9 protein-coding genes and 1 riboswitch are annotated in these 13,120 nt (G+C 68.6%); of the genes, 4 read left to right on the top strand and 5 right to left on the bottom strand.

Going from position 1 to position 13,120, the window contains the following annotated elements; genetic code table 11:
* Positions 1–37: 37 nt before the first annotated feature.
* A complete protein-coding gene (locus EVS83_RS07020; protein WP_133500329.1) occupies positions 38–1,642 on the bottom strand; it encodes a peptide chain release factor 3 in 1,605 nt (534 codons plus the stop codon).
* A 184-nt stretch (positions 1,643–1,826) separates the two neighbouring features.
* Here EVS83_RS07020 and EVS83_RS07015 point away from each other — a divergent pair, with 184 nt between their 5' ends.
* Positions 1,827–2,915: an HDOD domain-containing protein gene (locus tag EVS83_RS07015; protein WP_246022805.1), complete on the top strand. Its 1,089-nt coding sequence runs from the start codon at positions 1,827–1,829 to the stop codon at positions 2,913–2,915.
* Positions 2,916–2,921: 6 nt separating this feature from the next.
* Here the strand turns inward: EVS83_RS07015 and EVS83_RS07010 are convergent, their stop codons facing one another.
* Both EVS83_RS07010 and EVS83_RS07005 read right to left on the bottom strand, forming a co-directional pair.
* A complete protein-coding gene (locus tag EVS83_RS07010; RefSeq protein ID WP_133500327.1) occupies positions 2,922–3,839 on the bottom strand; it encodes a peptidoglycan DD-metalloendopeptidase family protein in 918 nt (305 codons plus the stop codon).
* Complete coding sequence (locus EVS83_RS07005; protein WP_133500326.1) at positions 3,836–4,933, bottom strand: NHL repeat-containing protein; 1,098 nt, start codon at positions 4,931–4,933, stop codon at positions 3,836–3,838. Before EVS83_RS07005 ends, EVS83_RS07010 begins: the two co-directional genes overlap by 4 nt.
* A gap of 106 nt (positions 4,934–5,039) precedes the next feature.
* Positions 5,040–5,141: riboswitch (SAM riboswitch) on the top strand.
* A 67-nt stretch (positions 5,142–5,208) separates the two neighbouring features.
* On the opposite strand from EVS83_RS07005, the gene metX reads away from it, so the two are divergent.
* Genes metX through EVS83_RS06990 form a run of 3 tightly spaced genes read left to right on the top strand, consistent with a single transcriptional unit; the run spans position 5,209 to position 8,563 of the window.
* Positions 5,209–6,237, top strand: coding sequence for a homoserine O-succinyltransferase MetX (gene metX, locus EVS83_RS07000; RefSeq protein ID WP_133500325.1), 1,029 nt, complete (start codon positions 5,209–5,211; stop codon positions 6,235–6,237).
* Positions 6,234–7,430, top strand: coding sequence for a cystathionine gamma-synthase (gene metB / locus EVS83_RS06995; RefSeq protein ID WP_133500324.1), 1,197 nt, complete (start codon positions 6,234–6,236; stop codon positions 7,428–7,430). The genes metX and metB overlap by 4 nt, the downstream gene beginning before the upstream one ends.
* Positions 7,430–8,563 carry a homoserine dehydrogenase family protein gene (locus EVS83_RS06990; RefSeq protein ID WP_133500323.1) on the top strand — a complete coding sequence of 378 codons (1,134 nt, stop codon included), beginning with the start codon at positions 7,430–7,432 and terminating at the stop codon, positions 8,561–8,563. Before metB ends, EVS83_RS06990 begins: the two co-directional genes overlap by 1 nt.
* Positions 8,564–8,573: 10 nt before the next feature.
* On the opposite strand, the gene EVS83_RS06985 is transcribed toward EVS83_RS06990, so the two are convergent.
* Together EVS83_RS06985 and EVS83_RS06980 are read right to left on the bottom strand one after the other, a co-directional pair.
* Complete coding sequence (locus EVS83_RS06985; protein WP_133500322.1) at positions 8,574–11,663, bottom strand: ligand-binding sensor domain-containing diguanylate cyclase; 3,090 nt, start codon at positions 11,661–11,663, stop codon at positions 8,574–8,576.
* Positions 11,664–11,723: 60 nt separating this feature from the next.
* A complete protein-coding gene (locus EVS83_RS06980) occupies positions 11,724–13,106 on the bottom strand; it encodes an L-serine ammonia-lyase (protein ID WP_133500321.1) in 1,383 nt (460 codons plus the stop codon).
* Positions 13,107–13,120: the final 14 nt, after the last annotated feature.

Below are 13,120 nucleotides of genomic sequence, written 5' to 3'. Positions count from 1 at the left end.
TGTACGGATGCGAATGGATGGCAACACCGGTCGTCGGTCAGTCGATTCCGACCGCGTGCGCGTGCTCGCGCGTCGCCAGAAACTGAACAGCCGGTGCGCGTTCCTGCGCGAGCTGCAGGTTCACGCGCGTCGGCGCGAGATAGACGAGTTCGCCCGCCGCGTCGATCGCGAGGTTCATCGCGTTCTTCTCGCGGAACTCCTCGAGCTTCTTCGCATCGTCGCAGCGGATCCAGCGCGCGGTCGCGACCTGCACCTGCTCGAAGCTCGCATCGACGCCGTATTCGTCCTTCAGGCGATACGCGACGACGTCGAACTGCAGCATGCCGACCGCGCCGAGGATCAGGTCGTTCGACATCAGCGGCCGGAAGAACTGCGTCGCGCCTTCCTCGGAAAGCTGTGCGAGGCCCTTCTGCAGCTGCTTGAGCTTGAGCGGATCGCGCAGGCGCGCGCGGCGGAACAGTTCCGGCGCGAAGTTCGGAATGCCGGTGAAGCTCAGCGCCTCGCCTTCGGTGAACGAGTCGCCGATCGAGATCGTGCCGTGGTTGTGGATGCCGATGACGTCGCCGGGGTATGCGGCTTCGGCGATTTCGCGGTCGCTCGCCATGAACGTCAGCGCGTTCGCGAGTTTCAGTTCCTTGCCGCTGCGCACATGGAACGCCTTCATGCCGGCCTTGAACTCGCCGGAGCAGATGCGCATGAACGCGACGCGGTCGCGATGCTGCGGATCCATGTTCGCCTGGATCTTGAACACGAAGCCGGTGAGCTTGTCTTCGACCGGCTCGACGGGGCGGCCCGTCGTCGCGCGCGGCTTCGGCGCCGGCGCATGTTCAACGAAGAAGTCGAGCAGCAACTGCACGCCGAAGTTGTTGACCGCCGAGCCGAAGAACACCGGCGTCTGCTCGCCCGCGAGGTACTTGTCGACATCGAACGGATGCGACGCGCCTTCGACGAGTTCGAGCTCGTCGCGCAGCTCGGCCAGCATCTGCGAGCCGATGCGCGCTTCCAGTTCCGGATCGTCGATTGAGCTGAAGATCGTCGAATCCTGGCGCGTGAAGTTGCGACCCTGCTCGTACAGGTGCACTTCGCCCGTGAGCAGGTGCACGACGCCCTTGAGGCGCTGCCCCATGCCGATCGGCCACGTCACGGGCGCGCACTGGATCTTCAGCACGCTTTCGACTTCATCGAGCAGGTCGATGGGACTCTTGCCCTCGCGATCGAGCTTGTTGATGAAGGTCATGATCGGCGTGTCGCGCAGGCGGCACACCTCCATCAGCTTGATCGTGCGTTCCTCGACGCCCTTCGCGACGTCGATGACCATCAATGCGCTGTCGACCGCCGTGAGCACGCGATACGTGTCCTCCCCGAAGTCGGCGTGGCCGGGGGTGTCGAGCAGGTTCACGATGCGACCTTCATACGGGAACTGCATCACCGACGAGGTGACCGAGATTCCGCGCTCCTTTTCCAGCGCCATCCAGTCGGACGTCGCATGGCGCGCGGCCTTGCGGCCCTTGACCGAGCCGGCCATCTGGATCGCGCCGCCGAACAGCAGCAGCTTTTCCGTCAGCGTGGTCTTGCCGGCGTCGGGATGCGAAATGATGGCGAAGGTGCGGCGGCGCAGCGCCTCGAGGGAAACGTCGGACATGGCGTCGGCGCGCTCGGCGCGCGGCAGCAGGATCGGGGAGGGCGGCGATTATAGCCGGCGGCGCCATCGCGACCGCGGAAACGCGCCCTACGTCCCAGTCCCCACATCCGCCGGCTCAGGTAGATGAAGAATGCGGGGCGGCGGCCGTTACCGCGTCCAGACCACAAGCGTCGAGGGACTGTCGGTGTACATCGTGATCGTCGGTGAGGAAGGCGGGCGTGCGGGCGAGCTCCAGCTCGCGCTGCAGGATTTCGGCCTGGACTGGAAGGTCGACTGGTTGAGCGGGTCCGGCGATGCCGTGGCGCTGCCCGCCGATCGCCGCATCGACGTCGTCGTCAGCGACATGCAGGTGGGCCGCATGCAGGGCGCGGCGCTGCTCGAACAGGTGCGCACGCTGCACCCGGAAGCCGCGCGCATCCTGTTGCTCGACCGCGGGCACAGCAGCGACGCGATGCAGGCGCTCGACATCGCGCACCGCTTCCTGCGCAAGCCGCTCGACGCGAGCGAGCTGATCGAAGCGGTGGAGAGCGTGCAGGAACTGCGCGACCTGCTGACCAATCCGACGCTGGTGCAGACGATCGGGCTCGTGAGTTCGCTGCCGCCGCCGCCAAAGCTCTACCTCGAACTCGAACGCCTGATGCAGGATCCGGACGTCAGCGCGGCCGAGATCGCGACGCTTATTTCGCAGGACCCGGCGGTCGTCGCCAAGGTGCTGCGCCTGTGCAATTCGGCGTACTTCTCCGCGGGCCGCGCGATCACCGACATGCGCACGGCGGTCACGCGCCTGGGCACCAAGATTCTCCAGCGGCTCGTGCTGACCACCGAAGCGCTCGGTGCAGGCACGATGAGTCCGGCCGAACGCGAAGCCATGCAGGAGCGCGCATTCCGCACGTCGCGCCTCGCCAGCCAATTGCTCACGGGTCCGAGCGCGGAACTTGCGGCGACCGCAGCGCTGCTGGCGGAAGTCGGCAAGCTGTTGCCCGGCGTGAATCGCGGCGGGCCCGACGACAGCGGCCCGCATTACGCGGAAGCCGGTGCGTATCTGTTGGGCCTCTGGGGCCTGCCGATGCCGATCGTCGAAGCGGTGGCGTATCACCATCGCCCGGGCGCGGTGCGCATGTCGGGCTTCTGGGTGCCGGGGGCGGTGCACGTCGCCTGCGCGCTCGTGTCGGATCTTCCGCTCGACGAGGAATACCTGCGCGCGACGTACCAGCTCGAGCGCCTGCCCGAATGGCGCGAGAAGGCCGAGAAGCTCGCGGCCGTTCCGGCCTGACGGCGGTCAGTTCCCGGCGAGGTTGAGCGGCCCCTGCGGGCCGCGCATGCGGAACCGGATCGACTCCAACCGCATGCCGCGATTCACCTGCACGGCGAAGTGCAGGTGCGGCCCCGTGGTGAAACCGGTGTTGCCCGACAATGCGATCGTCTGACCGGCGCGCACGCGCTGGCCGGCGCGTACGAGCATGCCGTCGACCTTGAGATGCGCGTAGACGCCCATCGTGCCGTCGTCATGAAGGATGCGGATCAGGTTCGCGCGTCCTGCATAACGTTCCCGATTCAAACCGGCCCTCGAGAAATCCGATTCGACTTCCATGACGACGCCGTCGCGCGCCGCGAGCACCGGCGTGCCGATCGGCGCCGCGAGGTCGATCGCGTAGCGGTTCTGTTCGTCGTCGTGGCTGAAGCCGCCGCCGAAGCCCTGGTCGATGCGCCATCCATTCATGCGCAAGGGCAGCAGATATTCGACGTCCTGCGGTCGCGCGCGCGGATCGCCGGGCACCACGTCCATGCGCAGTTCGAAACCGCCCGGCTGCGTGGCGTCGACCGTGTCGAGCAGGCTGACGACGGTGTGGCCGTGCGCCGGAACGACGGTGCGCGTGGGCAGGTCAGGGTCGCCGCGCACGTTGTCGGCGCGCGCAAAGTCGAGGCGCACTTCGACCGGGCCGTCGAGGCGGTTGTCGGCGATCGCCTGATAGGCGCGGCCGACCTGTTGCGTGCGCAGCGAAGCGATCGCCGACGGTTCGGCGATCACCGGAATGACCGTGACGCCCGACGGCGTTGCGGCCTTCGGATCCGGCACGTGATCGCCGTAATGCACGACGCCGCGCGAATCCACCCAGCGATAGACCTTGCCCGCGTACGCGAGCGGCAACGCAGCGATGAGCGTGATGGCGACGAGCGCGCGGCCGACGACGTTCATTGCGTGCAGCGCTCGGAGAGGTGCAGCGCCGTGGCGACGTCGCGCAGGTCGAATGCAGTGATCGCGCGGTCGTCGTGCACGGCGTACATCACACCGTAGGGAAAGCTGGGCGTCGCGGCGGCATGCAGTGCGATGCCGTCGGTATGCGACGTCGCCGCGCCTTCGAACGAACCGACACGCGCGAGCGTGGTGCGATCGAATACGTGGAAGACGGTGCGCGGCGCGAGCTGGTCGACACCGATCCAGTAGCCGACATCGGTATCGCAACTCCACAGCACAACGCCTTCGGCCTGCGCGGAGAACGCGCCCGGCGCCGTCGAACGACCGGTGTAGCGGCCGTCGAACCCGTATTCGCGCAGGGTGGACGGGCGGTTCGTGTCCTCGTCGGCGATCAGCAGGCGATCGCTCGCGGCATCGCCGGCGATGGATTCGACGATGTGCAGCGAGGCCGCCTCCGTCGTGTCGCCGAACGTGCCGGCGAGGCGCGCGTGCACGTCGTCGCCATCGACGTTGACGCGGAAACGCTTCACGCGCTGCGCGAGTTGCGGCAGCGGCGGGACGACGTCGAACTTCGCGCCGTCCATGAAGTTGTCGGTGACGTAGACATCGAGATCGCCCGGCTCGGTTTCATCGACCCAGATGCCGTACGGGCTGCGCAGGTCGGTGTCGCCGAACGTCGCGACACTCTTGAGGTCGGGCAGCGACAACGCCTGCACGCGGTGGTTGTCGCGCTCGACGACGAAGGCGAGGTCGCCGTGCACGGCGATGCCGTTCGGCCGATTGAACTGGCCGGGTGCGCTGCCGCGGCTGCCGACTTCGCGCAGGCGCTCGCCGCTGTCGCCGTCGTAGACGACGAGGCGGTGCGTCGATTTGGCGGTGACGATCACCCACGTGTGACCGTCTTCTGTGGTCCACGCGGCCGGCGAATCGAGTTCGTCGTCGGGGCTTTCGACCGAGACGAAACGCTCGGGAACCACCGTGGCCGAAGGCCGTGCCTTGGCGGCCGGTTCGGCGGGTGGCGGGGTCGGGCGCGTCGTCGCGCAGCCGGTCAGGGCCGCCAGCAGGGCGGCGAGGACGAGGGCGGGAAATCGCATGGCGGCAGTGTACGGGCGGCAACCCGGCCGGCACCTGAGCAAACCATCCATCGCTTCATCCCAATGAAGCGATTGACAACCCCGGAATCGCTGTGCAGACTGCGGCCATCCATCGAGACCGGCTGAGGGACAGGCCCTTTGACGCCGGGGCAACCAGCACGCGAGTGCCAGGTGCCAACTCCTGCGGCGTCGTGCCGGAAGATGGTCGTGCTGATCCTGCCCGTGTGGGCGGGCGTCGCAGGCTCGATGGCCCCGTATTCCGCCGGAGCCTTGCCATGAGCCTCGTTTCTTCCGTCTGTACCGTCGACCTGCCACTGCAGGCCGCCGACGTCGAACCCGAATCCTTGTTGCCGATCGCGCGCCGTGGCGAAGTCGATGTCGCGCTCGCGCTGCGTCATGCCGGCCCACGCCGTGTGCGGCTCCGTTACGAAGTGGCGGGCGATGCCAGCGCGCCGGCGGTGTTCGTCGCCGGCGGCATCTCGGCGCATCGCCACGTGTTCGCGAATGCGGCCGATGCGTCGCGCGGCTGGTGGGAGTCGCAGGTCGGCGCGGACCGTTCGATCGACCCGACGGCGCACTGCGTCGTCTCGTTCGACTGGATCGGCGCGGACGGCACGCTCGACGCGCCCATCGACCCGGCGGACCAGGCCGATGCGATCGTCGCGCTGCTCGATCACCTCAAGATCCGCCGCCTGCATGCCTTCGTCGGCAGCTCGTACGGCGCGATGGTGGGGCTGCAGCTTGCGTCGCGGCATCCCGCACGTGTGCAGCGGCTCGTGGCGATCAGCGGCGTGCACCGCGCGCATCCGTATTCGAGCGCGTGGCGCGCGCTGCAACGCCGTGCCGTGCAGCTCGGTGCGTTGCAGTGCGATGGTGTCGACGGGCTCGTGCTGGCGCGCCAGCTCGCGCTGCTGAGCTATCGCACGCCGGAGGAATTCGAAGAGCGTTTCGGCGCCGCGCAAGTGCGCGAAGGACGCGTCCACGTGCCGGCCGAGGATTACCTCGATCACGCGGGGCAAAGCTATGCCTCGCGTACGCCGGTCGACGCGTTCCTGCGGTTGTCCGAATCGATCGACCTGCAGGACGTCGCGCCGGAATCCATCGCGACGCCGGTGACGCTGGTGGCCGTCGAGCAGGATCGGCTCGTGCCGCTCGCTGACGCCTATGCGCTCGCCCAGCGCCTGCGCGGCGAGACCCGCCTGCGCGTGCTGCGCTCGCGCTACGGCCACGATGCGTTCCTCAAGGAACACGACGCGATCGCCGCAATCCTCGACGAAGCGCTGGCCGCGGAGGTGGCGGCATGAGCGCCGTGCGTCCGACGCGTCGCGCGACCGTCGCGGTGCGTGCCGGCATCGATCGCGACACCGCATTCGGTGCGGTGACGCCGCCGCTGGTGCTGTCGTCAAATTTCTCCTTCGCCGGCTTCAACGAGAAGCGCGCCTACGACTACACGCGCAGCGGCAACCCGACGCGAGATCTGCTCGGCGAGGCGCTTGCGGAACTCGAAGGTGGCGTGGGCGGCACGATCACGTCGACCGGAATGTCCGCGATCACGCTGGTGCTGCACGCGCTGGTGCCGGCCGGCGGGCGACTGGTCGTCCCGCACGACGCCTACGGCGGCAGCTGGCGGTTGTTCAACGCGCTGGCGGCGAAGGGCGCGTTCGAGCTCGTCACGGCGGATCTGACGCGCGCCGAATCCCGCGACGCCGCACTCGCCGACGGTGCGGCGGTGGTGTGGATCGAGACGCCCTCCAATCCGCTGCTGCGCATTACCGACCTGCAGGCGACGATCGACGCGGCGCACGCGGTCGGCGCGCTCGCAGTGGTCGACAACACCTTCCTCTCGCCGGCGATGCAGCAGCCGATCGCGTTCGGTGCGAACGTTGTCGTCCATTCCACGACCAAGTACATCAACGGCCACAGCGACGTGGTTGGCGGTGCGGTCATCGCGCGGGACGCGGCCGTGCACGAACGCCTGACCTGGTGGGCGAACGCGCTGGGCCTGACCGGCGCGCCGTTCGACAGCTTCCTCACGCTGCGCGGCCTGCGCACGCTCGACGCACGCCTGCGCATCCACCAGGAAAACACCGACGCGCTCGTCGCGCGGCTGGTGAATCACGATGCCGTACGCGCGGTGCATTACCCGGGACTCGCGGCGCATCCGGGGCATGCGTTGGCAGCCCGCCAGCAGTCGGGTTTCGGCGCGATGCTGAGCGTCGAGCTGGAAGGCGGCGAAGTGGGCGTGCGCGCGTTTCTCGATGGCCTGCAATGCTTCACGCTGGCGGAGTCGTTGGGCGGTGTCGAAAGCCTCGTCGCGCATCCGGCGACGATGACGCATGCGGCGATGTCGCCCGAAGCGCGCCGCGCCGCGGGTATCGGCGATGGGCTGGTGCGACTGTCGGTCGGCATCGAGCACGTCGATGACCTGCTTGCCGATATCGACGCCGGTCTCGCGCGCGTGCGCCGCGTCTGTCGACGCGAAGCGGCGGTCGCCTGATGGAAGCGCTCGCACGGACGCTCGAAGCGCCGCGAAAACGGGCGGCGGTCGCGGCGGAGATCGCGTTGCTCGGTGTCGGAACGGTGGGGGGCGCGTTGTTGCAGCGGATCGATCGCCTGCACGGTGTGGTGCCCGCGTTGCGCGTCGTGCACGTGGCGAATTCGCGATCTGCGATTCGCGATGCCGACGGTCTCGAGCCGTCGCAGGCACGCGATCACTTGCTGCATGCCGCGGGCGCGGCGCATGTCGTGGGCAAAACGGTAGCGACGTCGTCGGGCGTCAATCCGCTCGGCACATTCGACGGTTCGACACCCGCCATCGTTATCGACGCGACGGGCAACGAGTCCGTCGCCGCTTTTCACGCCGACTGGCTCGCACAGGGCGTGCACGTGGTGACGGCGAGCAAGCTCGGACAGGGTGTGTCGCTCGCGCGCTGGCAGGCGATCCAGTCCGCCTGCCGCGCGGGGCGGACGCGTTACGGCGACGCCGCGACGGTTGGTGCGGGCCTGCCGTTGCTGCGCAGCCTGCGCGCACTCCGCGACGGCGGCGATGCGATCACGGGCATCGCCGGCGTGCTGTCGGGCTCCATGGCGTGGTTGTTCGGCGCCTACGACGGCCTGCGGCCATTCTCGGGCTTCGTGCGACAGGCGCGCGATGCGGGTTACACGGAACCGGATCCGCGCGAAGACCTGTCGGGCGAGGACGTCCGCCGCAAGCTGCTGATCCTTGCGCGCGCCGCCGGCTTCGCATTGGAGGCGGAAGACGTCGTGGTCGACTCGCTCGTGCCGAAGCCACTCGCGACCTGCACGCTCGGCGATGTGGATGCCTCGCTCGGTGTGCTCGACGGACCACTGCGCGACCGATTCCAGCAGGCGTACAAGCACGGTGAGAAGTTGCGCCATGTCGCGCGGCTCGATGTCGTCGACGGGCGTGTCCGCGCGCGTGTCGGCGTCGAATCGTTGCCGGCCGATCATCCGTTGGCCGCCGGGCAGGGCACGGACAACCGCGTCGCGATCCATTGCGATCGTTACGACGCGCAGCCGCTCGTGATCCAGGGGCCGGGCGCCGGCGCGGGCGTCACCGCAGCGGCGTTGCTCGACGACGTGCTGCGAATCGTGCGCGGCGAGGACTGATCGCCGCGCCTCAGTCGACTGTTGCGCCGACGGGCCGACCCGCGATCCGTCCGATGATTCGCAACGCATCGCGCGCGAGCATCGCCGACAAGTTGGCGTGCATGTTTTCGATCAGCTCGCGCAGGTCGGTCAAAGGCGTCGGTCGGAACGACGCCCAGCCGTTACGACCGTTGGTCTTGACGTAGTAGAGCGCCTGGTCGGCGAGTTCGATCATCGCTTCCCAGCCGAACCGCGCGCCGTCGTCGCGCACGATCGGGTACTGCGACAGGCCGACCGAACACGTCACCGGCAGCACCATGCCGTTGCCGAGGTCGAACGGATGCGACGCGACGGCCTGCTGGATGCGCTCGCCGATGGTCGACACGTTGCGCTCGGGCATCGGTCGGAAGACGAGCAGGAATTCCTCGCCGCCCCAGCGCGCGACGTAGTCGCCGGTGCGCACCAGGCTCGACAGAACCTGCGCGAACTGCTGCAGCACGAGATCGCCCGCGCGGTGGCCGTAGCGGTCGTTGACCTGCTTGAAGTGGTCGATGTCGACCAGTGCGAACAGCATCGCCTTGTCGTTGACCGGGCCGCCGGTGAGCTGGCGGTCGTAGAACGACAGGTCGGCCGGCAACTGCGTGCCGATGTAGCGACGGTTGCGCAGCCCGGTGAGCGGATCGGTGTGGCTCGCTTCCTCGAGCTGGCGATTGGCCTGCGCGAGCGCTTCGGTGCGCTGGAGCACGATCGCTTCGAGCGCTGCCTGGCGGCGCTGGTAACGGTAGCGCTGTATGCGATAGCCGACGAATACGAGCAGCGCGAGGCCGGCGACACACAGTGCGATGAACCAGCCGGTTTCGACGAAGCGCGACGGCACCGAGAACGACAGCGTCGCGGGCGACCTCGCCCACACGCCCGCGTTGTTGCTGGCGGTCACTTCGAAGACGTAATGGCCCGGTGGAAGGTTGGTGTAACGCGCACGACGGATCCCGGTGTCGGCATCGACCCAATCGGCGTCGTAGCCGCGCAGCCGGTAGCGCAACTGCACGCTCTTGGGATCGACGAACGACGTCGCCGTGAATTCGAAGGTGGCGTCGCGCGCGCCTTCGGGGAAGGGGTGATTCTGCAAACGCCAGGCGTCCTGCCAGTTGCCGCCGATCTGCACGCGCTCGACGACGACACCCGGGGGCACCGCGTTCTTCCGGATGCCGTGTGTGTCCATCGCGACCACGCCGTCGCGCGTCGGCAGCCACAGCGTGTTGCCGTCGAGCACGCCTTTCGAGGTGCCTGCGCCGTTGCAGCAGTAGCCCTGCTGGCCGGCCTGGCGGTCGCCGCGTTCGTTCAGCAGCATCTCGCCGCTGACGCGTTTCGCGCGGCCGGAGGTGTAGTCGGTGAGATCCGAAAGCGACACGCGCGAGATGCCGCGCAGACCGGCGCTCCACAGATAGCCGTCATCCTCGGCGAAGAAGAACGGTGCGTTCGCCGGCATGCCATTCGCCGCGCCGAGTGCGTACCAGCGATGACCGTCCTTGACGTAGCTCGTCTCGGTAAGCGTGCCGATGACGAGTCGACCGTCGCCGAGGCGACGCATCGCGGTGACGTCGAGCGTCGCCGGTAGACCGGGATCACGGTCCTGCACGAAGCGATCGCCGCGCTGCAGGAAAAGGCCGTCCTGAGTGCCGACGAGGATGCCGTCGGCGCCGTCGAGCACGAATCGCACGCGCGCGTCGGCGAGGCCGTCGTGTGCATCGAAGCGGCGAAGCCTGTCGTCCTTCCAGCGGAACAGGCCTTCGGGCGTGCCGACCCACAACGCATTGTCGTGCGCGCGGACGATCGCGTTGATCTGCGCGCCGCCGATCAGCGCGAGTGCAGGCAGCGCCCTCGGTTTCGCATCGCCGCGGTCGAGCACACGCAAACCGCCGCGCGTGCCGATCCAGAGGCGGCCGGATTCGGCGAGCAGGTTGTAGGCGTGCGGATGCGGAAGGTCGGACGGTGCGACGACGTGGCGGAAGTGCCCGTTCGCGAGCAGGCTAACGCCGTCGTTGCCGCCGACCCACAAGCCGCGGCCGTCCGGATCCTTCGCCACCGACCAGACGATGCGATCGCTCAGGCCTTCGGCGTTGCTGTAGCGGCGCGTCCAGGAACTCCAGACGCGCACCAGGCCTTCCCACTGGCTACCGAGCCAGAGGTTGCCCTCGCGATCCTCGTAGGCCGAGCGCAGGCCCGGCACGCCGCCCGGGCCGTGTACCGGCAGCATCTCGGCGACATGGCCGTCGCGCAGACGCGCCAGCCCGAAGTCGCCGCCGACCCACAGGTTCGCGTCGCGGTCCTCGAACACCATGTCGACCGGGACGTGCGCGAGCGTCGCGTCCTCGTCGTACGCCACCCAGCCGTCGGCGACGCGGCGATACAGGCCCTGCGACGTCGCGGCCCAGAGCGCGCCCTGGGCGGACAGCAGGCGATTGACCTGTGCGTCGATCGCGCCATCGGGCAGTGGGAGGCGTTCCCAGCGGCCTGTCGGCAGGCGATGCCAGACCGCGCCGCGTCCGCCGATCCACAGGCCGTCGTCGCGGATCAGCGGCGCCTGCGCGGGTTGCGGGGCGCCGGCGATGGGTTCGAGGTGGTCGCGCGCGACGCGGAACACGCCGGTCGCGGACGTCACCCAGATGCCGTCCTGTGCATCGGCGGCAATGCCCGTGATGTCGAGCGACGATGCGCCGGACGGGCCGGGCACCGCGGTGAACGTGCGGCCGTCGTATACGGACAGGCCCTTGTACGTGCCGACCCAGACGCGGCCGTCGCGGCCCGTATAGAGCGCGCGGATCCACGGACCCGGCAGCCCCGGCGTGTTGTCGGGCGTGTAGGTGTGGAACTCGATGCCGTCGAAGCGCGCGAGGCCCGATTGCGTGCCCACCCACAGGTAGCCGGCGCGATCCTGCGTCAGCGCCAGCACGCTGATCTGCGGCAGGCCCTGCTGGATCGACCAGTCGTCGCGGACGTAATGGTGGAATGCCTTGCCCGGCTCGAGCGCGCGCGCGGCCGGCGCCAGCGCGAGGCCGATCAGCAGGACAAGGAGGGCGAATACGCGCATCGGTACGGCCGCTTCCCCACGGACGGACATGCCATTGCCTGTCTTAACGGCCCGGATCGCCCGAGCCTGAGGGCGATCCACGTCGCGCTTTCAGCACTCGATCACGTTCACCGCAAGGCCGCCGCGGCTGGTTTCCTTGTACTTGTCCTGCATGTCGCGGCCGGTGTCGCGCATGGTCTTGATGACCTTGTCGAGCGAGACCTTGTGCTTGCCGTCGCCGCGCATGGCCATGCGGCTTGCGTTGATCGCCTTGACCGCGCCCATGGCGTTGCGCTCGATGCACGGAATCTGCACCAGGCCGCCGATCGGGTCGCAGGTCAGGCCGAGGTTGTGCTCCATGCCGATCTCGGCGGCGTTCTCGATCTGGCCCGGCGTCGCGCCGAGCGCGGCGGTGAGTCCGGCGGCCGCCATCGAACATGCGACGCCGACTTCGCCCTGGCAGCCGACTTCCGCGCCCGAGATCGACGCGTTCTCCTTGTAGAGGATGCCGACGGCCGCGGCCGTCAGCAGGAACGTGCGCACACCGGCGATGTTCGCGCCGGAGATGAAGCGGTCGTAGTAGTGCAGCACGGACGGGATGATGCCGGCCGCGCCGTTCGTGGGTGCCGTCACCACGCGACCGCCCGCCGCGTTCTCTTCGTTCACCGCGAGCGCGTAGAGGTTCACCCAGTCGAGCGTCGTCAGCGGATCGCGCATCGCGGCTTCGGGCTTGCCCGACAGCTCCGCGTGCAGTGCCGGCGCACGACGCGCGACATGCAGACCGCCCGGCAGCGTGCCGCCCTCGCGGATGCCGCGCGTCACGCACCTCTGCATCGCGTTCCAGATTTCGTCGAGGCCCGCTTCGATCTCGGTCGGCGATCGCCACACTTGTTCGTTGGCGAACATCAGCTGCGCGATCGACATGCCGGTGCGTTCGCACTGCGCGAGCAGTTCGTCGCCGGTGGAGAAGGGATACGGCAGCTCGGTCTCGTCGGCGACGATGCGGTCCTCCGCGGCTTCGTCCTGGTTGACGACGAAGCCACCGCCGACCGAGTAGTAATCGCGCGTCGCGATCACGTCGCCGTTCGCGTCGTAGGCGGTGAAGCGCATGCCGTTGGTGTGGAACGGCAGCTTCTGTCGCTTGTTCATGATGAGGTCGTGCTTCTCGTCGAAGCCGATCTCGTGCTCGCCGTGCAGGCGGATGCGCTTGGTCGCGCGGATGCGTTCCAGCGCCGGCGGAATGATGTCGGGGTCGATCTGGTTCGGCCAATGGCCTTCCAGGCCCATCAGCACGGCCTTGTCGGTGCCATGGCCGCGGCCGGTGAGGGCGAGCGAGCCGAACACTTCGGCGCGGACGCGCGCGGTTCGCGCGAGCTCGCCGTTCTCCACCAGCCAGCGCTCGACGAAGCGCGCGGCCGCGCGCATCGGGCCCACGGTGTGCGAGGAGCTCGGTCCGATGCCGATCTTGAACAGGTCGAAGGTGCTGACGGCCACTGCGGCTCCAGCCG

It is taken from the genome of Cognatilysobacter terrigena, assembly GCF_004361065.1.
In the GTDB taxonomy this organism is placed as follows: Bacteria; Pseudomonadota; Gammaproteobacteria; order Xanthomonadales; family Xanthomonadaceae; genus Cognatilysobacter; species Cognatilysobacter terrigena.
This window is presented reverse-complemented; position numbering and strand designations above follow the sequence as displayed.

Coding starts and splice junctions, on each gene's coding strand:
- EVS83_RS07020 (WP_133500329.1), bottom strand. CDS start 1,642: ATGTCCGACGTTTCCCTCGAGGCGCTGCGCCGCCGCACCTTCGCCATC.
- EVS83_RS07010 (WP_133500327.1), bottom strand. CDS start 3,839: ATGAACGTCGTCGGCCGCGCGCTCGTCGCCATCACGCTCATCGCTGCG.
- EVS83_RS07005 (WP_133500326.1), bottom strand. CDS start 4,933: ATGCGATTTCCCGCCCTCGTCCTCGCCGCCCTGCTGGCGGCCCTGACC.
- metX (WP_133500325.1), top strand. CDS start 5,209: ATGAGCCTCGTTTCTTCCGTCTGTACCGTCGACCTGCCACTGCAGGCC.
- metB (WP_133500324.1), top strand. CDS start 6,234: ATGAGCGCCGTGCGTCCGACGCGTCGCGCGACCGTCGCGGTGCGTGCC.
- EVS83_RS06990 (WP_133500323.1), top strand. CDS start 7,430: ATGGAAGCGCTCGCACGGACGCTCGAAGCGCCGCGAAAACGGGCGGCG.
- EVS83_RS06985 (WP_133500322.1), bottom strand. CDS start 11,663: ATGTCCGTCCGTGGGGAAGCGGCCGTACCGATGCGCGTATTCGCCCTC.